The sequence below is a fragment of the Ideonella sp. B508-1 genome, assembly GCF_000333615.1.
In the GTDB taxonomy this organism is placed as follows: domain Bacteria; phylum Pseudomonadota; class Gammaproteobacteria; order Burkholderiales; family Burkholderiaceae_C; genus Ideonella.
This window is the reverse complement of sequence record NZ_BADL01000009.1, coordinates 1-18,665: the sequence shown is the minus strand read 5'-3', so window position 1 is coordinate 18,665 and position 18,665 is coordinate 1. Positions and strand designations below refer to the sequence as shown.

The window sequence follows — 18,665 nt, the reverse complement described above, 5'->3', positions numbered from 1 at the left end:
TGTGATGACCACCGGTGCCAACCTGGCCACCACGGCCGAGCTGCTGCTGCGGCCGGGCGCCCCCGAGGTCAGCGCCTGGGTGCTGGCCCGCACCCCGTCGCCCTTGTCGCACGACGGGCCTGCGGCCTGAGCGACGGCGCGGCAGCGGCGACAATGCGCCGATGTTCCGCATCGTGCTCGTCCACCCCGAGATCCCGCCCAACACCGGCAACGTGATCCGCCTGGCGGCCAACACCGGCTGCGCCCTGCACCTGATCGAGCCGTTGGGCTTCGACATGGAGGACCGGCTGCTGCGCCGCGCCGGGCTGGATTACCACGAGTACGCCCCGGTGCAGCGGCATGCCTCCTGGGAGGCCTTTCTGGCTGCGGAGCAGCCCGATCCGACCCGCTGCTTCGCCTTCACCACGCACGGCACCCGTCGCCCGCACGAGGTGCGCTGGCAGGCGGGCGACACGCTGGTCTTCGGCCAGGAAACGGCCGGTCTGCCGGTGGCCCTGCGCGAAAGCTTCGCACCCGCGCAGCGGCTGCGGCTGCCGATGCGGCCGGGCCAGCGCAGCCTGAACCTGAGCAATGCGGTGGCGGTGGCGGTGTTCGAGGCCTGGCGCCAGTGCGGCTTCGAAGGCGCCGCCTGAGCCGAGAAAGTCCCTGGAGCCGGGCTCAGAGGCCCTCCGCCTCCATGCGAGCGTCGCGGTGCATCAGGCGCTGCACCGCATCCAGCGGTGTCAGCCGGCCCTGCAGCACCTCGTTGACGGCCTCGGCCAGCGGCATCTCCACCCCCAGCGCGCGGGCCCGCGCCACCACGGTGGCGGCGCTGTAGACCCCTTCGGCCACATGGCCCAGGCGGGCCAGGGCCTGCTCCAGCGTCAGGCCTTCGGCCAGCGCCAGCCCCACCTGCCGGTTGCGCGAGAGATCGCCGGTGGCGGTCAGCACCAGATCCCCCAGGCCGGTCAGGCCCATGAAGGTCTCACCCTGGGCGCCCATGGCCACGCCCAGGCGGCTCATCTCGGCCAGGCCGCGGGTGATCAGGGCCGCACGGGCATTGAGGCCCAGGGCCATGCCGTCGGCAATGCCGGTGGCAATGGCCAGCACGTTCTTGACCGCACCGCCCACCTCCACGCCCACCGGGTCGGTGGACATGTAGACGCGCAGTGAACCGCCATGGAAGGCCTGCACCGCCAGGCGGGTGAGCCCGACATCGGCGCTGGCGGCCACCAGCGCGGTGGGCTGGCCGGCGGCCACTTCCTGGGCGAAGCTGGGGCCCGAGAGCACGCCGCACTGCGCCTTGGGCAGCAGCTCGCGGGCGATCTGGTGGCCCAGCAGGCCGGTGCCGGCCTCGAAGCCCTTGCACAGCCACAGCACGCGGGCGTCGTGCGGCAGGCGGGCCAGCGTGTCACGCAGGGCCGCCATCGGCGTCGCCACCACGAAAAGACCGTCTCCCTGCGCATGGTCCACCGCGGCCGACCAGTCGGCCGTGGCCACCAGGGTGTCCGGGAAGGGACGGTCGGGCAGGTAACGGGTGTTGGCCCGGTCGACCGACAGGGCCTGGGCCTGGGCGGGGTCGCGCGCCCACAGCGTCACCGCATGGTGGCGCGCCGCGGCAATGGCCAGCGCGGTGCCCCAGGCACCGGCACCCAACACGGAGATCTGCATCCTGGCCTCAGCCGGCATTCAGACTCAGTTGGGCGCGCCCTGACCTTGCGCCTGCTGCGCCTCCAGCATGGCCTGGAAGTTCACTTCCGGCAGCAGGATGGGCGGGAAGCCGGCGCGGATGCACACGTCGGAGACGATGGCGCGCAGGTAGGGGTGCAGGGTCTGCGGGCAGGCCACGCCCACCAGCAGCTGCAGCTGGTCTTGCGGCACATTGCGGATCTCGAAGATGCCGGCCTGTTTGGCTTCCACCAGGAACAGGGTGCGATCGCCCACCGTGGTGGTGACGGTGGCCGTCACGGTCACCTCGAAGACGCCGTCGGCGATCGGTTCGGCACCCATGTTCAGCTGGATGTCGACCTGGGGCTGCTGCTGCTCCAGCAGGATCTGCGGAGAGTTCGGCTGCTCCAGCGACAGGTCCTTCAGGTAGACGCGCTGCAGCTGGAACACGGGGTTCTGATCTTGGTCGGCCATGGCTTGCTTTCAAAAAACCGGGCCCGCCACCGGCATGGTGGGCGGGCCGTGAGGCCGCCGATTATGGCGCAGGGGCGTGGCGCCCCCGTGACCCGGCTCAGGCCCCTTGCAGCAGGGGCATCAGGCCGCCGCGCTGGTCCAGCGCCATCAGGTCATCGCAGCCGCCCACATGGGTGTCGCCGATGAAAATCTGCGGCACGGTGCGGCGGCCGGTGCGCTCCATCATGGTGTCGCGCTGGGCCGGGTCCAGGTCCACCCGGACCTCCTCGATCGCCTCGACGCCGCGCTGCTTGAGCAGGGCCTTGGCGCGCAGGCAGTAGGGGCAGACCTGGGTGGTGTACATCAGCACCTTGTTCATGGCGGGCTCGCAAAATCACTGGATCAGGGTCGCCATTGTGGACAGCGGCACAAAAGCCTGCAGCCGCAAGGTCTTACCCCGACGGGTACCTCGGCCGGGGGCTGTTCAGGCCTTGCCCTTGGCGCCGATTTCGACCGGCAGGCCGGCCTCGCGCCAGGCCTTCATGCCGCCGCGCAGCACCTGGGCCTGGGCGTAGCCCTGCTTGCGCAGCTGGGCTGCCGCACGGGTGGCCCGCACGCCCGAGGCGCAAACCACGATCAGCGGCAGCTCCTTGTTGGCCGGCAGGTTCGGGGCGCTGCCCAGCGTGGCCAGCGGGATGCTGCGCGAGCCGATCACATGGCCGGCGGCGAATTCGTCGGGTTCGCAGACGTCGATCACCGCCGCCTTTTCGCGGTTCATCAGGCGCACCGCCTCGTCCGGGCTGATGCCCTGGCCCGTGCCCCCGGCCAGCGACTGGCGCAGCAACAGCGTGCCGGAGACCACCGCGGCCGCAACCAGCACCCAGTTGTCGATCAGGAATTGGACGTTGCTGCTCATGGGGCGGAATTCCAAGGGGGAGTGAAAGGCCGCGAATTATAGAATCGAGGGCTTCGCGCCCTTTTCCCACCCTGGCTGCCGCGGGCAGCCGCAACCGATCTCGAAAGCCATGCACAAGCTTGTCCTGATCCGCCACGGCGAATCGACCTGGAACCTGGAAAACCGCTTCACCGGCTGGACCGATGTGGAGCTGACCCCCACCGGCATCTCCCAGGCCATGGCCGCGGGCAAGCTGCTCAAGGCCGAGGGCTACGACTTCGACATCGCCTATACCTCGGTGCTCAAGCGCGCGATCCACACCCTGAACTACTGCCTGGAGGAGATGGACCGCATCTGGCTGCCGGTGGTGAAGGACTGGCGCCTGAACGAACGCCACTACGGCGGCCTGCAGGGTCTGAACAAGGCCGACATGGCCAAGCAGTACGGCGACGAGCAGGTGCTGATCTGGCGTCGCAGCTACGACACCCCACCGCCCGCCCTGGAAGCCGACGATCCCCGCGGCCAGCGCCAGGACACCCGCTACGCCAAGCTGCAGCCCGAACAGGTGCCGCTGACCGAATGCCTGAAGGACACCGTGGCCCGCGTGATGCCCTGCTGGAACGAGGTGCTGGCCCCGGCCATCAAGAGCGGCCAGCGCGTGATCATCTCGGCGCACGGCAACTCCATCCGCGCCCTGGTGAAGTACCTGGACGGCATCAGCGACCAGGACATCGTCGGCCTGAACATCCCCAACGGCGTGCCGCTGGTCTATGAGCTGGACGACAACCTCAAGCCGATCCGCCACTACTACCTGGGCGACGCCGAGGCGGTGGCCAAGGCCGCCGCGGCCGTGGCCAGCCAGGGCAAGGCCTGAGCGACCGTTGAAGCCTGCGATCAGGCCGCTGCGGCCTGATCCAGCTCCGCCTGCAGCAGGGTCTGCAGGAACTCTCCCAGCGCCCGCCGATCGGCATGGGCCGTGGCCTGGGCGGGCAGGAAGTGCACATGCACCACCAGCCCGCGGGCGCTGATGATCTTCCAGATGCTGCCGATCAGCGTGGTGTCGCCGATGTACTGCGCCGCCGTGCCGAAGACCTGCCCTGGCTCGCTGTAGCGCAGCACGATGGGCTGGACCGGCGCCTCCACCGCGATGGCCGCCTGCAACAGGTTGGCATGGAAGGGCAGCACCTGCGGCCCGGGCCCGGTGGTGCCTTCCGGGAACACCGCCACCGAATCGCCCTGGCGCAGGGCCTCGGCCATCTGGTGCACCACCCGCAGCGCGTCGCGCTTGCGCTCGCGCTCGATGAACAGCGTGCCCACATGGCGGATCAGCCAGCCCAGCAGCGGCCAGCGCAGCACATCCGCCTTGGAGACGAAACGCGCCTGCGGGCAGCCCGCATGGATGCTGGCAATGTCCAGCCAGGACACATGGTTGGCGATGAACAGCGTGGCGCCGGGCCGCGGCGTGCCCTGCAACTCCAGCCGGGCACCGATCAGGCGGATCAGCTTGCCACTCCACCACTGCATGTACGGTTGGCGGCCCGTCGCATCCAGATGGCGGAAGCGCAGGGCCACCATGGCCATGCCATGCAGCAAATGCAGCGCCAGCCGCCCCAGACGCCAGAGCGCCAGCGGCAGGCGCAACAACACCCCCAACACGGGCTCAGCGTGCCTGGTAGGCCACGGTGCCCGCCACCAGCGTGGCACGCACCTGGCCCGGCAGCGCCATGCCGCAGTGGCTGAAGTCGAAAGGCGTGGACTTGCCACGGCTCTTGAGCACGGCCGGGCTCACCTGCCAGACGGCCGCGGGGTCGAAGACGCAGAGGTCGGCCACACCGCCCTCGACGATCTGCCCGGCGCTGCCGGCCAGCGAACCCAGCGACTCGCCCAGCACCTGCACCGGCTTGCTGGTGATGCGTGCCAGCGTGTCGGCCAGCGACAGGCCGCTGTCCTGGCCCCACTTGAGCGCCAGGCTCAGCAGCAGCTCCAGGCCGGTGCCACCGGGCTCGGCCTCCGCAAAGGGCACGGTCTTGGCATCCGAATCCACCGGCGTGTGGTCCGACACCAGGGCGTCGAGGGTGCCATCGGCCAGGCCGGCGCGCAGCGCGTCGCGGTCGGCCTGCTGGCGCAGCGGCGGGCTCAGGCGCATGGCCGAATTGAAGTAGCCGATGTCCACGTCGGTCAGGTGCAGCGAATGGATGCTGACGTCGGCGGTGATGGGCAGGCCCTCGGCCTTGGCCTGGCGCACCAGGGCCACGCCGGCCGCGCTGGACAGGCGGCACAGGTGCACCCGGGCCCCGGTGGCGCGCACCAGCTCGAACAGGGTGTGCAGCGCGATCGTCTCGGCAGCCACCGGCACGCCCGACAGGCCCAGCCGGGTGGCCACGGCGCCGCTGGCGGCCACGCCCTTGCCCAGGCTGGCGTCCTGCGGCCGCAGCCACACCGGGTAGCCGTGGGTGGAGGCGTACTGCAGCGCCCGCAACAGCACCTGGGTGTCGCGGATCGGGGTCTCGGCCTGGGAGAAGCCCACGCAGCCCGACTCGGTCAGCTCGACCATCTCGGTCAGCGCTTCACCGGCCAGGCCGCGGGTGAGCGCGCCCAGCGGGAAGAGCCGGCACAGGCTGAGCTTGCGGGCGCGGAACTTCAGCATGTCCACCAGGCCGGGCTCGTCCAGGGCCGGGTCGGTGTCGGGCGGGCAGACCAGGCTGGTCACGCCGCCGGCGGCCGCGGCATTGAGCTCGCTCTCCAGCATGCCCTCGTGCTCATGGCCGGGCTCGCGCAGGCGGGCCGACAGGTCCACCAGACCGGGCGAGACCACGCAGCCCTCGGCCTCGATGATGCGCTCGGGCGTGAAGTCGGCGGCAATGTTGCCGATGCTGCGGATGCGGCCCGAGGCCACGGCGATGTCGGCGCGCTCGTCGCGGCCGGTGGCCGGGTTCACCACGCGGCCGTTGCGGATCAGGACTTTCATGCTTCGTTCCCCGCGATGATGGACATCACCGCCATGCGCACGGCGATGCCGAAGGTGACCTGGGGCAGGATCACGCTGTGGGTGCCATCGGCCACCGGCGAGTCGATCTCGACGCCGCGGTTGATCGGGCCCGGGTGCATCACGATGGCATCGGGTTTGGCCAGGGCCAGCTTCTCGTCGGTCAAGCCGTAGGTCTTGAAATACTCGCCGGCGCTGGGCAGCATCGCGCCGCTCATGCGCTCGTTCTGCAGGCGCAGCATGATGATCACGTCGGCGCCACGGATGCCTTCGGCCAGGTCGCGGCAGACCCGCACGCCCATGCCGGCCAGGTCGCCGGGCACCAGGGTCTTGGGGCCGACGGCGCGGATGTCCGGCACGCCCAGCGTGGTCAGGGCGTGGATGTCCGAGCGGGCCACGCGCGAGTGGACGATGTCGCCGACGATGGCCACGCTCAGCTGCGTGAAGTCCTTCTTGAAGTGGCGGATCGTGTACATGTCCAGGAGCCCCTGGGTGGGGTGGGCATGGCGGCCGTCACCGGCATTGACCACGTGCACATGCGGCGCGCAGTGCTGGGCGATCAGGTAGGGTGCGCCCGATTCGCTGTGGCGCACCACGAACATGTCGGCGTGCATGGCCGAGAGGTTGGCCACCGTGTCCAGCAGGGTCTCGCCCTTGGCGGTGCTGGACTTGGCGATGTCCAGGTTGACCACGTCGGCCGACAGGCGCTTGGCCGCGATCTCGAAGGTGGTGCGGGTGCGGGTGCTGTTCTCGAAGAACAGGTTGAACACGCTCTTGCCGCGCAGCAGCGGCACCTTCTTCACCTCCCGGTCATTGACCGACAGGAAGGTGCCCGCGGTGTCCAGGATGTGGTGGATGACGTCGCGGGGCAGGCCCTCGGTGGTCAGCAGGTGGATCAGCTCACCGTGCTGGTTGAGCTGCGGATTGCGCTTGGAGAGCATTCAGTGCTCCTCTTGGAGGGTGAAGGTGAAGGCGCTGCCGTCGGTGCGCGCCAGCGACAGGCGCTGGGCCGCCGGCAGCGTCACGCGGGCGGCGGCGAAGGCCGGCTGGATGGGCAGCTCGCGCCCACCCCGGTCCACCAGCACCGCCAGCTGCACGCTGGCCGGCCGGCCGAAGTCGAACAGCTCGTTGATGACGGCGCGGATGGTGCGGCCGGTGTAGAGCACGTCGTCGATCAGCAGGATGTGGCGGCCGTCGATGGCGAAGGGCAGGTGGGTGGCATCGGCCGTGCTGGCCAGGCCGCGGGCGCCGAAGTCATCGCGGTGCAGGGTGCTGGAGATCACACCATGCTCGCCGGCCAGACCCAGATCGACCTGCAGGCGCTCGGCCAGCCAGGCCCCGCCCGACCAGATGCCCACCAGGGACAGCTCGGGCTTCAACAGGCTTTTGACGCCCTGGCGCAATTCGACGTACAGGGCCTCGGCATCGAGGGACAGGCTGCTCATGGGCTGGGGTGCTCCCGGAAGAATTGGTCGAGGATGAGGGCGGCGGACGCGGCGTCGGCATCGGCGGCGCCCGCGGACAGGGCCTCGGTGGTGGTGTAGCGCTCATCCACCTCGTGGACGGGCAGGCGGAAACGCCCGTGCAGCTGGCGCGCGAACTTGCGCGCCCGACGGGTGTTTTCATGCTCGGCGCCATCGGGGTGGAACGGTACGCCCACCACCAGCGCATCAGGTTGCCATTGCGCAATCAGCGCGGCAATGGCGGCAAACCGGGCGTCGCCCTGAGCGGCCACGGTGCGCAGCGGCTGCCCCTGGCGCATCAGCCCCGAGCCGGTGGCCACGCCCACCCGCTTCTCGCCAAAATCAAACGCCAGGAACGACGAGGTGGACCCGCCACCAGCGCTCATGCGTGCCCCGCTTCCTGCGAGAGCATGCGCGGATCGAAGCCCAGCAGGGCCAGCGCCTTCATGTAGCGCTCGTCCACCGGGGTGTCGAAGATGATGGCCGGATCGGCCGGGACGGTCAGCCAGCCGTTGCGGCCCAGTTCGTCCTCCAGCTGGCCGGCCCCCCAGCCGCTGTAGCCCAGGGTGACCAGCACGCGCCTGGGGCCGTCGCCACGGGCGATGGCCTCCAGCACATCCTTGCTGGTGGTCATGGCCAGGCCATCGGGCACGTTCAGGGTGGAGCTGTAGATCGGCCCTTCGTCGTCCGGGCCGGCATCGTGCAGCACGAAACCACGCTCGGTCTGCACCGGACCGCCGAAGTACACCGGCTGCTCGGCCAGGGCGGTGTCGCCCAGGGTCAGGTCGATCTTGTCGAACAGCTCGCCCAGGTTGATGTCCACCGGCTTGTTCACCACCAGGCCCAGGGCGCCCTGGTCGTTGTGTTCACACAGGTAGACCACGGAGCCGGCAAAGCGTTCGTCCGCCATGCCCGGCATCGCGATCAGGAACTGATTGGTGAGGTTGATGCCGTCCGCCGCCATGGCGCGCATTCTATTTCAGCGCTCCCCCCGGTCGGGCAAATGCCGCGACACTCACGCCATGACGACCCGATTCGACCGTGCCCTGGTCTGGTTCCGGCGCGATCTGCGCGCCGAGGACCATGCCGCCCTGTACGCGGCCTGCCGAGCCGCCCGACAGGTGTTCTGCCTCTTCGTCTTCGACACCGAGATCCTCGCCCCCCTGCCCCGCCAGGACCGGCGGGTGGAGTTCATCCGCGACAGCCTGGTGGACCTGGACCACCAGCTGCAGACCCTGGGCCTGTCCCATGGCGTGGAGGGGGTGCGGCTGCTGGTGCGCCACGGCCCGGCCCGCCAGGTGGTGGCGGCCACGGCCCGCAGCCTGGGCGTGCAGGCCGTCTATGCCAACCACGACGATGAGCCGGCCGCCCTGGCCCGGGACGCCGCGGTGCGCGGCGCGCTGGCCGGTGAGGACGTGTCCCTCTACACCAGCAAGGACCATGTGGTCTTCGAGCGCGACGAGGTGATGACCGCTGGCGGCACGCCGTTCTCGGTCTTCACCCCCTACAAGAACGCCTGGCTGAAAAAGCTGACGCCCTTCTACCTGAAGGCCTATCCGGTGGCACGCCATGCCGGCGCCCTGGCCCCATGGCCCGAAGCGACGCTGGGGCCGGCCACCGGGGTGCCTGAGCTGCAGGACATCGACTTCCAGCGCACCGACCTGCACCGCCTGCGCCTGCCCTCCGGCTCGGCCGGCGCGCAGGAACTGCTGGCCGATTTCCTGGAGCGCATCGACGCCTACGACCGCAGCCGCGACTTCCCGGCCGTCAAGGGCCCCAGCTACCTGAGCACCCACCTGCGCTTCGGCACCGTGTCCATCCGGCGTCTGGCCCGCGAGGCCTGGCAGCGCCTGGCGGGCGGCTCACGCGGCGCCGAGGTCTGGCTCTCGGAGCTGGTCTGGCGCGATTTCTACCACCAGATCCTGCACCACCACCCGCATGTGGTGGGCCACGCCTTCCGCCCGGAGTACGAGGCCATCCACTGGGCCCATGGCAAGACGGCCGACGCGCACTTCGAGGCCTGGTGCCAGGGCCGCACCGGCTACCCGCTGGTGGACGCCGCGATGCGCCAGCTGGCCCAGACAGGCTACATGCACAACCGGCTGCGCATGGTCACCGCCAGCTTCCTGGTCAAGGACCTGGGCATCGACTGGCGGCGCGGCGAAGCCTGGTTCGCCCTGCATCTGAACGACTTCGACCTGGCCGCCAACAACGGCGGCTGGCAGTGGGCTGCCTCCACGGGCTGTGACGCCCAGCCCTGGTTCCGCATCTTCAACCCGGTGACCCAGAGCGAGAAGTTCGACCCCGAGGGCAAGTTCATCCGGCGCTACGTGCCCGAGCTGGCCGCACTGCCCGCCGGCGCCATCCATGCCCCCTGGCAGGCCCGGCCGCTGGAGCTGGCCGAAGCCGGACTGCGGCTGGACGCCGACTATCCGCTGCCCATCGTGGACCACGCGCAAGCCCGACAGCACACCCTGGCGCGCTATGCGGTGGTGAAGCAGCGCGCCCAACCTGGCCCTTGAGGCCACGGCGACAGGCTAGAAGAACTCCACCTCGCTGGACTTGTCGTCGTCGGTCAGCTGACCCTGGCGGATCAGGGTCTCCAGGCAGCGCACCTGGTCGCGGCCGTGGTTCTTGGCGTAGTAAACCGCGCGATCCGCACGTTCCACCGCCGCCACCGGGGTGTCGCCAGGCCGCACGTCGGTGAACCCGATGCTCAAGGTGAGTCGTTGAACCTGCGGGAAGTTGTGTGTCGCCACCCGGGAACGGAAGCGATCGAAGGCCAGGAAAGCATCTTCCTCGGTGGCGCAGCGCAGCAGCACCACGAACTCCTCGCCCCCGAAGCGGTAGAGCTGGTCGTAATAGCGGAAGCTGCTGCACATCAGCTGGGAAACGATCAGCAGCACCTCGTCGCCGATGACATGGCCGAAGTTGTCGTTGACCAGCTTGAAGTGGTCGATGTCGAGCACCGCCAGCCAGTAGCGCGGGGACGTGGTCTGTCGGCGTTCGGCCTGGCCATCGGGCAGCAGGTCTTGCACCGGCTGGATGGCCGCCTTGTAGAAGGATTCGTCGAAGCTCTTGCGGTTGAGCAGGCCGGTGAGGGTGTCGCGCTCGCTGTAGTCCAGCAGGCCCAGTTGGTTGCGCACCACCGCCAGCACCGCATTGATGCCGCGCAGCTGAGCCGGTGTGGGAGGCCGCTCGGTCACCACCTCGACCACCCCGCCCTGCCCTGCCTGCCCGGGCAGGGGAAAGAGGCTGAGGCTGTCACTGGCCCGCCAGACGCGGGGACGTCCGGTGAGCAGGCAGTCCCGCCAGGCGGGTTGCTCATCCAGGGCCGGCTGATCGCCGCTGTCGGTCCACAAGGGCACCAGGGCCGGCACGATCGACGCCTCACCCCGCTGTGCCCGGGTGAGCCAGCGCTTCGCGCCCTCGTCGCCCACCACGCGGTGCACGGCCACCCGGCGGGCGCGGGTCAGATCGGCCACGGCGGCCACCAGACCGGCGTCCAGCGCATCCCGGTCACGCAGACCGGTGAGGGCCGCCAACTGCTCCAGCAGCTGCGTCATGACACGGCCGGCAGGCCGGCCACGGACGCGAACATCGCGCTGTGGGGCCGGACCACGCCACCCACCATGTCAGACCACCACCGCGGCCTGTGCATACCCCTGCACCAGCTTGAGCAACTGGTCTTCGTCGTAGGGCTTGCCCAGGTAGTGGTTGACGCCCAGCTCGCGGGCGTGTTCCTGATGCTTCTCGGCAATGCGCGAGGTGATCATGATCACCGGCAGCGAGGCCAGCCGCACATCGCCACGCACATTGCGCATCAGATCGAAGCCGTCCATGCGCGGCATCTCGATGTCGCACAGCATGACCACCGGCGTCTCTTCGGCCAGGCGCTCCAGGGCTTCCAGGCCATCCTTGGCCAGGGCCACGCGGTAGCCTTCGCGCTGCAGCAGGCGCTGGGTCACACGACGCACCGTGAGGGAATCGTCCACCACCAGCACCAGAGGCGCCTTGACCTCGGGCTCCACCGGCTGGGCCGTCGGCACCGGCACCTCCGGCCCCGTGCCCTGCGCGGCAGCCTGGAGCTGGGCGCGCACCTCGGCGCCGTACACCGCGACCAGGGCCACCGGGTTGTAGATCAGCACCGTCTCGCCGCTGGCCCGCACCGACATGCCGGCCAGACCGGGCAACCGGGACAGCTGCGGCCCCAGGTTCTTCACCACCACTTCCTGGTTGCCCAGGATCTGGCTGACGTGGATGGCCACGCGCTGGTCGGCGCTTCGCACCACCACCACCGGCAGCGTGCGTCCTTCAGTCGGACCACGCAGGGCATCCTGCAGCAGCGAGCCGAGCCAGAAGAAGGGCAGATCCTCCTCGCCATGGCGCAGAACGCCCTGGGCATAGGCCTGCTCGATATCGGCGGCCGGCACCCGGCGAACGGTTTCCACCAGGGTGGAAGGCACCGCCATGGTCTGCTGGCCAGCCTGCAACAGCACCACCTGCGTGACCGCGGTGGTCAGGGGCAGCAGCATGCGGAAGGCGGTGCCCTGCCCGGAGGTGCTGGCGGTCTCGATGCGGCCGCCCATGGCGGTCACCTCGGTCCGGACCACGTCCATGCCCACACCGCGGCCGGCCAGTTCGGTCACCTCGTCGGCCGTGGAAAAGCCCGGCGCGAAGATCAGCGACGCCAGTTCGGCCTCGGTGGGACGGCTGTCGGCGTTCAGCAGGCCGGCGGCGGTCGCCCGCTCGGCAATGCGGGCCAGGTTCAGGCCAGCGCCGTCGTCACGCACATCGAGCTGCACTTCGTTGCCGCTCTGGCGCACCACCACGTCGATGCCGCCCACGGCCGGCTTGCCCAGGGCCTCGCGCAGCCCGGCCGGCTCGATGCCGTGCACAACGGCGTTGCGCAGCAGGTGCTCCAGCGGTGGCGCGATGCGGTCCAGCACCGCCCGGTCCATTTCGATCCCGCCGCCGGAGAGGTTCAGGCGCACCTGCTTGCCCGTCTCCTTGGCGGCCTGGCGGACCACACGGTAGAGGCGGTCCGACAGGGTGTCGAATTCCACCATCCGGGCTCGCAACAGGTCGTCCTGCAGGTCACGCGCCAGCCGGGCCTGCATGGCCAGCTGGTCTTCCGCGTCCTGCAGGGTCTGCAAGAGGCTGCGCTGCACGGTGCCCACGTCGGACACCGACTCGGCCATCATCCGCGTGAGTTCCTGCACCCGGGTGAAACGGTCCATTTCGAGCGGATCGAAGGACTGCTGCGAACTGCGCGCCGCCTCGATGCGGGTGGCCATCTGGGTTTCGGCCTGCAGTTCCAGGTCGCGCAGCTGGCGGCGCAGACGCTCCAGGTTGTCGGTCAGTTCGCGCAGGCTGCCCTGCATCTGGCCGACGTCGGCCTCCATGCGGGCACGGGCGATGCCCACCTCACCGGCATGGCTGACCATGCGGTCCAGCAGCGGTGCACGCACGCGCACGCTGCCGGCGGCCAGTTCGGCCGCCGAGCCCGGATCGACCGGGGCATGGCCCGCGGCGCCCAAGCCCTGGGCCAGGCGCGACCAGTCCACCCGGACATCGGGCACCACGGGCGCATCGGCCTCGTCGGCCACGGGCGATGACGACACCTCGTCGGCGTCCGGCGCGGCCGCCAAAGCCTGCACCAGGTTGTCCGTTTCGAGCGGCTCCAGCGCAGGCTCCAGCGCCGCCAACGGTGTGGCCGAAGCCGCCGGCTCGGGCAGGGCCTCGAAGCCTCCGGCTTGCAGCCGCGCGAACTCCTCGGCCAGTTGGTCCACCCCCTGGTAGAGCTGGCTGATCGCGCCGGTCTCCACCTGACCGCGCGCCATGTGGCGTTCGATCGCGGTCTCAAGTCGGTGCGCCATCTCGCCCAGCCGCATGGCGCCCGCCAGACGCGCCCCGCCCTTGAAGGTGTGCAGAGCCCGCATGGCCGCCACGCCGGCGTTCATCTGATCAGGCTGAGCCTCCCACAGGCGCAGGTGCTCGGCCAGCTGCGGCAGCAGCTCGGCCCCTTCGTCGACGAAGATGCCGAAAAGCTCGGCGTCGATCGCATCGGAGGCCTCGATGTGTTCGCCCAGCAGGGTGGCGGTACCCGCGGCCTGGGCACGCACCGGCACGGCAGTGGTCCCGGCCACCGGTTCGGCATCTTCCAGCGCGGAGAACTTCACCTCGCCCAGGGGACTGAGTGCGGCAAAAGACGTCACCGAGCGGTCGACGTCCTCGTCGGCCAGGCCCGTCGCACCGACCTCGCCCTCGGCTGAGGAGAACGCGTCGCTCAGTGCCGCCAGACGCTCGGTCAGCTGAACCTCATCGTGTTCGTGCGCACTCAGCTGTTCAAGGATCTCGGGCTGGACCGGCTTGAGGAAGCCGGCGGCGAACTGGTGCAACAGGCGACGGATCTCTTCGGCCACGGCCAGGTAGAGCGTGGCCTCACCCGCCTCGCCACGGCCCCGGGCCTGCGAACGCTCCAGCGCATGCTCCAGCCGACGAGCCAGGCTGGAAAGATCCTGGAAGCCCACGGTGGCCGAATTGCCGGCCAGGGAATGGGCCAGGGCGACCGCGGTCTCTCCGACCGGGCGGTCCAGCTCCAGCTGCCATTCCGACAGCTCGGTGCTCAAGCGACGCGACTGCTCATCGGCCTCGTTGAGGTAGATGTTGAACAGCGCGATCTGGATGCGCAGCGGCCCCACCACCTTGTAGCGTTCGGCGTCGTCCTCCGGCGCCGCGGTCGCCTCAGTCGTGGCCTCCTGCGATGGCTGAGCCGCCTCTGACACCACCGGCTCCTCGTGCAGGCCATGGGCGCCATTCACGCGCTCGTGCAGTTCCTCCGACACCCAGGCCTCGAGCAGGATGGGTTCTTCGCGGGGTGCGGCCGGCACCACCGCGGACGTGGATGCTTCGTCCAACTGCGTGTCCGACCAGGACGGACGCAGCCCACCGGCCAGGTCCGGCGGCGGCTCGGCCGTGGTGGGGGGCTCGTCCACCTCGCCTGTGGCCACCACATCCCGCAGGTCCGCAGGCAGCTCCAGCAGAGACAGCCGCTCCGGGGCGGCCTCGGCGGGCGCGGCCGGCGCCAGGGCATCCAGGCTGAGGTCCAGATCCAGGTTCAGGTCCAGATCGGTCGCGGCGGGCTGCGCCTCCACGCCGGCGTCCAGGTCCAGATCCAGGTCGATCAGATGCGGATCCGCCTCCGCCACTGGCGCGGGGCTCAGGGTCTCGTCCAGCACCGGCAGAGGCATGGTGGCCGCCGCCCAGGCGACCGAGGGATCGACCACGTCGGACACCTCGGGCATCTCCGGGGTCTCCGGCATCTCAACCGATTCCGTGGCCGGCACCACCACAGACAGGGCCTCCACGGGCGCCTCGCGCCCGCCCAGACGCAAGGCCTGCGCCTCGGCCATCAAGGCCGGGCCCTGGGGAGCCTCATCCTGCCCATCGGCCACGCGACCGATCCAATCCTCCAACTGGTCCAGCGCCCGTCCGGTGAATTCGCACAGCGGCTCGTCGGCCCGCACCGCCGCCTCGGCCAGACGGGCGTTGTAGAGCTGCTCGCAGGACCAGGCGGCCTCGCCGAAGGCGGTGAGGCCCACCATGCGGGAACTGCCCTTGAGGGTGTGGAAGGCACGCCGCACCGTGGTCATGGCCTCGAGATCGGTGGCATCGGCACGCAGGCCCGCCAGGCCTTCCCGGGCCTGCTCGAGCACCTCGCGCGCTTCCTCCAGGAAGATCTCGCGCATGTCGTCATCGTCGTCGCCCATGGGCGTCGGCGCAGGCATCGCGGCCGGGGGGGCCGGCGGCGTGGCCAGGGCGGCCAGCGCCTGGACCACATCGGCCCGCGCCGCCTCCTCGGCCTGGGTGTCCTGGGCCTGGGCCAGGGCTTCACGGGCCTGGCTCACCACCTGGGCCACCTCCGGCTGATCGGCCGCCACGGCCTGGTCGGCCAGGCCTTCCAGGTGACGGTGCAGATCTTCGGTGGACACCTCTTCCTGCTCGGCACTGCGGGCCAAGGTCTGCACCTGGTCCAGCAGAGCGGGCTCCACTTCCACCGGCTTGGCGGCCGTCTTGGCCCGCCCCATCAAGGCGGCAAAACGGCCCGTGGCGGGATCGAAACGGAACAGGGCCTTGGCCAGCTGGGGTTGCACGCCCAGCATGTCGATCAGGAAGGACAAGGCGCCCAGGTTGTCGGCCAGTTGGTCGGTCGCGCGGGAGGCATCGGCGTCCTGGGCCAGCACGGCGGCCACATCGTCGCGCATGCGCTGCACGGCCTGCGCGGCCTGGTCCAGCCCCAGCACCGAGAGCACGCCACGCATGGCGTTGAACTGGTTGGGCACCGGCGTGAGCGCCTCGCGCTCGTCCGCGTTGCGGTTGAAACGGTCGAGCTGCTGCTCGATCTCGGCCAGGGTGGCGCGCAGCTCCTGCACCACGCTGCCCATGGACTGGCGGTCCGACACATCGCGGTACAGGGCCTCGACCCAGGGCTCCAGCGGCGGCGCCGCGCCCCCGGCCGTCACCACCTCCAGACGCTGCGCCACCTGCTGGATGCGGTCCTGCAGATCGGGGTGCTCGGGATCGGCCTCGTCCAGCGAGGCATCCAGGCACAGCAGCGTGGTGGCCACCTCCATCGCCAGCTCGGGCGAGGGGCCGCGCCCGGCCTGCGCGGCGCTCTCGGTGGCGGCCTGCAGGGCCTGGGCCAGCCGCTCGCCGTCCTGGTAGATCTGGCGGATCGACTCGCCCACCTGGGCCGTCTGTTCGTGCAGGCTGGCCAGCGAAGCCAGTTCACCGGCAGCCACCAGGGACCAGCTTTCCTTGAGCGCCGCCACACGGCGCCGAGCCTGCGGCACCAGGGCCGGGTCGTAGCGGCCCAGCGGGCTGTGCTCGTAGTCGGCACTGTCCAGGGCGGGCAGCGCGCACAGGCGCGCCACTTCCGACAGACGCGGCGCATGGGCCTCGTCACGGCGGGCACGGGCGCAGAAGAACAGCAGATCCTGCAACAGGCGGTCCGGGCAGTCCTGCACGCCCCGCTCGACCGCCCGCAGCTGCACCAGCAGGCGCGAGGCCAGACGCTTGGCCAGCAGATCGGGCGGCAGCAGGCCTTGGGCCTGGGCCTCGAAGAAGCCCGACGCCAGGCGCCAGGCCAGGCCCAGGCGCCCCTCGGTGCGCTCGCCCAGCTGGGCGAAGGCATCGCTCATGCGGCGGGCCGCCGCCACGTCGCCCCGCAGATACTTCAGCAGACGGGCTTCGACCGCCTGGCGCACGCGCGGATCGGGCGCAGACACGGCCGCCGGGGCGGCCGGCGGCAGCGCAGGCAAAGCCTCCCAGAGGTCGGAAGGGTGGATGCGCTCCGCACCGGCCAGGGTCATGACCTCACGGTACTGCGGGAACAGACCCAACTCGGAGGGGGCCCGCCCGGCCAGTTGCCGGCCGAGAAAATCCAGCACCGCGAAGGATGCCTTTTCAATCGCTTCGACCGTCGCCGCCTCGCAGGCCAGTTCACCGAGGTCGATGCGCTGGACGACCTGCTCGCTGGCGCGCAACACTCGCGCCGCGCTGACCTGCCCGATCAGCTCCAGGGCACCCACGCCCTGGTGGATCAGATTGCGGGCCTGCTGCAGTGCCGGGTGCGACGAGGGCGCGGGCACCTCGGCCGGCTGCAACTCCTGGTGACGCAGCTGGCGACGCAGGGACTTGTGCGCGTTGTCGAGCGTCCTGCGCAGTTCATCCTGAACCCAGGCGAGTGCGCTCAGGTCTCCCGGCAGTTCTTGATCGTGAGTTGAATCCATGGTCGTGCCGGGTTCCTTTGTCGTCCCTCAGGCTGCCGTGCTGCCTGCTGCAAGGTCAGGCAATCTTGAAACGGTCCACCGTTTGACGCAGTTCATCGGCAGATCGCGACAGGTCATGAACCATTTGTGCGGTCGAGCGCGTGCCCTCCCCGGTCTGCTCGGTCACGGCAAAAATGTGCTGGATGTTGGCCGCCACCACGTTGGCGGACTCGGCTTCGCTGCGGGCTTCGTTCGAGATGCCGTCAATCAGCTCGGACAGTTCGCGCGTCACGCGATCGATCTCGACCAGGGCCGCACCGGCCGCGTCGGACAGCTGCGCGTTCTGCACCACGCCCTGGGTCGACTGCTCCATGGCGGCCACGGCGTCCTGGGTGTCGGTCTGAATGGTCTTCACCAGGGCCGCGATCTGGCGCGTCGCATCGGCCGAGCGTTCGGCCAGCCGCTGCACTTCTTCGGCCACCACCGAGAAGCCCCGGCCGGCTTCACCGGCGGAGGCCGCCTGGATGGCGGCATTCAGTGCCAGCACGTTGGTCTGTTCGGTAATGTCGGAAATCAGCTCGGTGATTTCGCCAATCTCCTGCGAGGATTCGCCCAGCCGCTTGATGCGCTTGGAGGTTTCCTGGATCTGCTCGCGCAGGGTGTTCATGCCGTCGATGGTGTCGGCCACCGCCTTGCGGCCCGAGTCCGCGGCCTCCAGGGATTGACGGGCCACCGCGGCGGTCTGCTGGGCCTGTGCCGACACCTGGTTGATGCGCACGGCCATCTGCAGCACCGATTCACCGGTTTCCCGAATCTCGCGCAGCTGCTCGGTGGACGCCGCCAGCAGTTCGGTGGAGGTCTGCTCCACCTGCTGCGTGGTCTCCGTCACCCGGGCCGCCGTGCCCTGCACCTGGGCCACCAGAGAGCGCAGCTCTTCCACCGTGTAGTTCACCGAGTCGGCGATGGCGCCGGTGATGTCTTCGGTCACGGTGGCCTGCTGGGTCAGATCACCCTCGGCCACCGTCTGCAGTTCGTTCATCAGCCGCAGAATGGCCGCCTGGTTGGCGTCGTTCACGCGCTTGGCTTCGCGCTCCTGGTCCTCGGCCGCCAGACGCTGGGCTTCCGCCTGCTGGGCCCGCAGGGCCTGGTTGCGCACATACAGCCGCAGCAGGCCGGCACCGCCGGCCAGGATCGCGGCCGCCGAGGCCAGCAGCGCCATCAGATAGCCCACCCCCAGGCCGCCACCGCTTTCCAGGCTGCGCTGCACCTGCTCCAGTCCCTTGCGCAGGGGCTCGGAGTCCGCCACGATGGCGTTCTGGGCTTCACGCGCGGCCACCAGGCCCTGCAGGTTGCCCAGAATGGCCGTGGCCTGGGCTCGGGTCTCTTCGTACTGCGAAATGAGCTGCCTCAGGCGCTCGCGGGTGGCGGCGTCCTTGGTGCCGGGCAGG

General features: G+C 70.1%; 16 protein-coding genes. 3 read left to right on the top strand and 13 right to left on the bottom strand.

The window, feature by feature from the left end; all coding sequences use genetic code 11:
- Positions 1 to 161: 161 nt before the first annotated feature.
- Positions 162 to 632: a tRNA (cytidine(34)-2'-O)-methyltransferase gene (locus I73_RS00705; RefSeq protein WP_022978862.1), complete on the top strand. Its 471-nt coding sequence runs from the start codon at positions 162 to 164 to the stop codon at positions 630 to 632.
- Between the two features lie 25 nt (positions 633 to 657).
- Here the strand turns inward: I73_RS00705 and I73_RS00700 are convergent, their stop codons facing one another.
- The 4 genes from I73_RS00700 to I73_RS00685 all read right to left on the bottom strand — a co-directional run bounded on the left by I73_RS00700 (position 658) and on the right by I73_RS00685 (position 3,016).
- The gene (locus I73_RS00700) at positions 658 to 1,650 is read right to left on the bottom strand and encodes an NAD(P)H-dependent glycerol-3-phosphate dehydrogenase (RefSeq protein WP_022978861.1); all 993 of its coding nucleotides are present in this window, start codon (positions 1,648 to 1,650) and stop codon (positions 658 to 660) included.
- A gap of 24 nt (positions 1,651 to 1,674) precedes the next feature.
- Positions 1,675 to 2,121 (bottom strand): protein-export chaperone SecB, encoded by a 447-nt coding sequence (gene secB, locus I73_RS00695; RefSeq protein WP_022978860.1) that lies wholly within the window; start codon positions 2,119 to 2,121, stop codon positions 1,675 to 1,677.
- Between the two features lie 97 nt (positions 2,122 to 2,218).
- A complete protein-coding gene (gene grxC, locus I73_RS00690) occupies positions 2,219 to 2,479 on the bottom strand; it encodes a glutaredoxin 3 (RefSeq protein WP_022978859.1) in 261 nt (86 codons plus the stop codon).
- 105 nt (positions 2,480 to 2,584) lie between these two features.
- Positions 2,585 to 3,016, bottom strand: a complete 432-nt coding sequence (locus I73_RS00685; protein WP_022978858.1) for a rhodanese-like domain-containing protein — start codon at positions 3,014 to 3,016, stop codon at positions 2,585 to 2,587.
- A 109-nt stretch (positions 3,017 to 3,125) separates the two neighbouring features.
- Between I73_RS00685 and gpmA the strand changes: the two genes are divergently transcribed.
- Complete coding sequence (gene gpmA, locus I73_RS00680; protein ID WP_022978857.1) at positions 3,126 to 3,869, top strand: 2,3-diphosphoglycerate-dependent phosphoglycerate mutase; 744 nt, start codon at positions 3,126 to 3,128, stop codon at positions 3,867 to 3,869.
- Between the two features lie 20 nt (positions 3,870 to 3,889).
- Here gpmA and I73_RS00675 read toward each other — a convergent pair whose 3' ends face one another.
- The 6 genes from I73_RS00675 to I73_RS00650 are packed head-to-tail and all read right to left on the bottom strand — an operon-like array spanning position 3,890 to position 8,408.
- Entirely contained in the window at positions 3,890 to 4,642 is a 753-nt protein-coding gene (locus tag I73_RS00675) for a 1-acyl-sn-glycerol-3-phosphate acyltransferase (RefSeq protein ID WP_306304218.1), read from the bottom strand.
- Between the two features lie 13 nt (positions 4,643 to 4,655).
- The gene (locus I73_RS00670) at positions 4,656 to 5,963 is read right to left on the bottom strand and encodes a dihydroorotase (protein ID WP_022978855.1); all 1,308 of its coding nucleotides are present in this window, start codon (positions 5,961 to 5,963) and stop codon (positions 4,656 to 4,658) included.
- A complete protein-coding gene (locus I73_RS00665) occupies positions 5,960 to 6,922 on the bottom strand; it encodes an aspartate carbamoyltransferase catalytic subunit (RefSeq protein ID WP_022978854.1) in 963 nt (320 codons plus the stop codon). Before I73_RS00665 ends, I73_RS00670 begins: the two co-directional genes overlap by 4 nt.
- Positions 6,923 to 7,426, bottom strand: coding sequence for a bifunctional pyr operon transcriptional regulator/uracil phosphoribosyltransferase PyrR (gene pyrR / locus I73_RS00660; protein WP_022978853.1), 504 nt, complete (start codon positions 7,424 to 7,426; stop codon positions 6,923 to 6,925). It lies immediately after the preceding gene.
- Entirely contained in the window at positions 7,423 to 7,830 is a 408-nt protein-coding gene (gene ruvX / locus I73_RS00655; protein WP_022978852.1) for a Holliday junction resolvase RuvX, read from the bottom strand. The genes pyrR and ruvX overlap by 4 nt, the downstream gene beginning before the upstream one ends.
- Complete coding sequence (locus I73_RS00650) at positions 7,827 to 8,408, bottom strand: YqgE/AlgH family protein (protein ID WP_026096140.1); 582 nt, start codon at positions 8,406 to 8,408, stop codon at positions 7,827 to 7,829. The genes ruvX and I73_RS00650 overlap by 4 nt, the downstream gene beginning before the upstream one ends.
- 58 nt (positions 8,409 to 8,466) lie before the next feature.
- Between I73_RS00650 and I73_RS00645 the strand changes: the two genes are divergently transcribed.
- A complete protein-coding gene (locus I73_RS00645; protein WP_022978850.1) occupies positions 8,467 to 9,966 on the top strand; it encodes a deoxyribodipyrimidine photo-lyase in 1,500 nt (499 codons plus the stop codon).
- A 15-nt stretch (positions 9,967 to 9,981) separates the two neighbouring features.
- On the opposite strand, the gene I73_RS00640 is transcribed toward I73_RS00645, so the two are convergent.
- From I73_RS00640 to I73_RS00630, 3 genes are all read right to left on the bottom strand, one after another.
- Positions 9,982 to 11,010: a GGDEF domain-containing protein gene (locus I73_RS00640; RefSeq protein ID WP_022978849.1), complete on the bottom strand. Its 1,029-nt coding sequence runs from the start codon at positions 11,008 to 11,010 to the stop codon at positions 9,982 to 9,984.
- Between the two features lie 69 nt (positions 11,011 to 11,079).
- A complete protein-coding gene (locus I73_RS00635; protein WP_022978848.1) occupies positions 11,080 to 17,238 on the bottom strand; it encodes an Hpt domain-containing protein in 6,159 nt (2,052 codons plus the stop codon).
- A 55-nt stretch (positions 17,239 to 17,293) separates the two neighbouring features.
- The coding region (locus I73_RS00630; protein WP_026096139.1) for a methyl-accepting chemotaxis protein at positions 17,294 to 18,665 on the bottom strand (1,372 nt) is incomplete at its 5' end.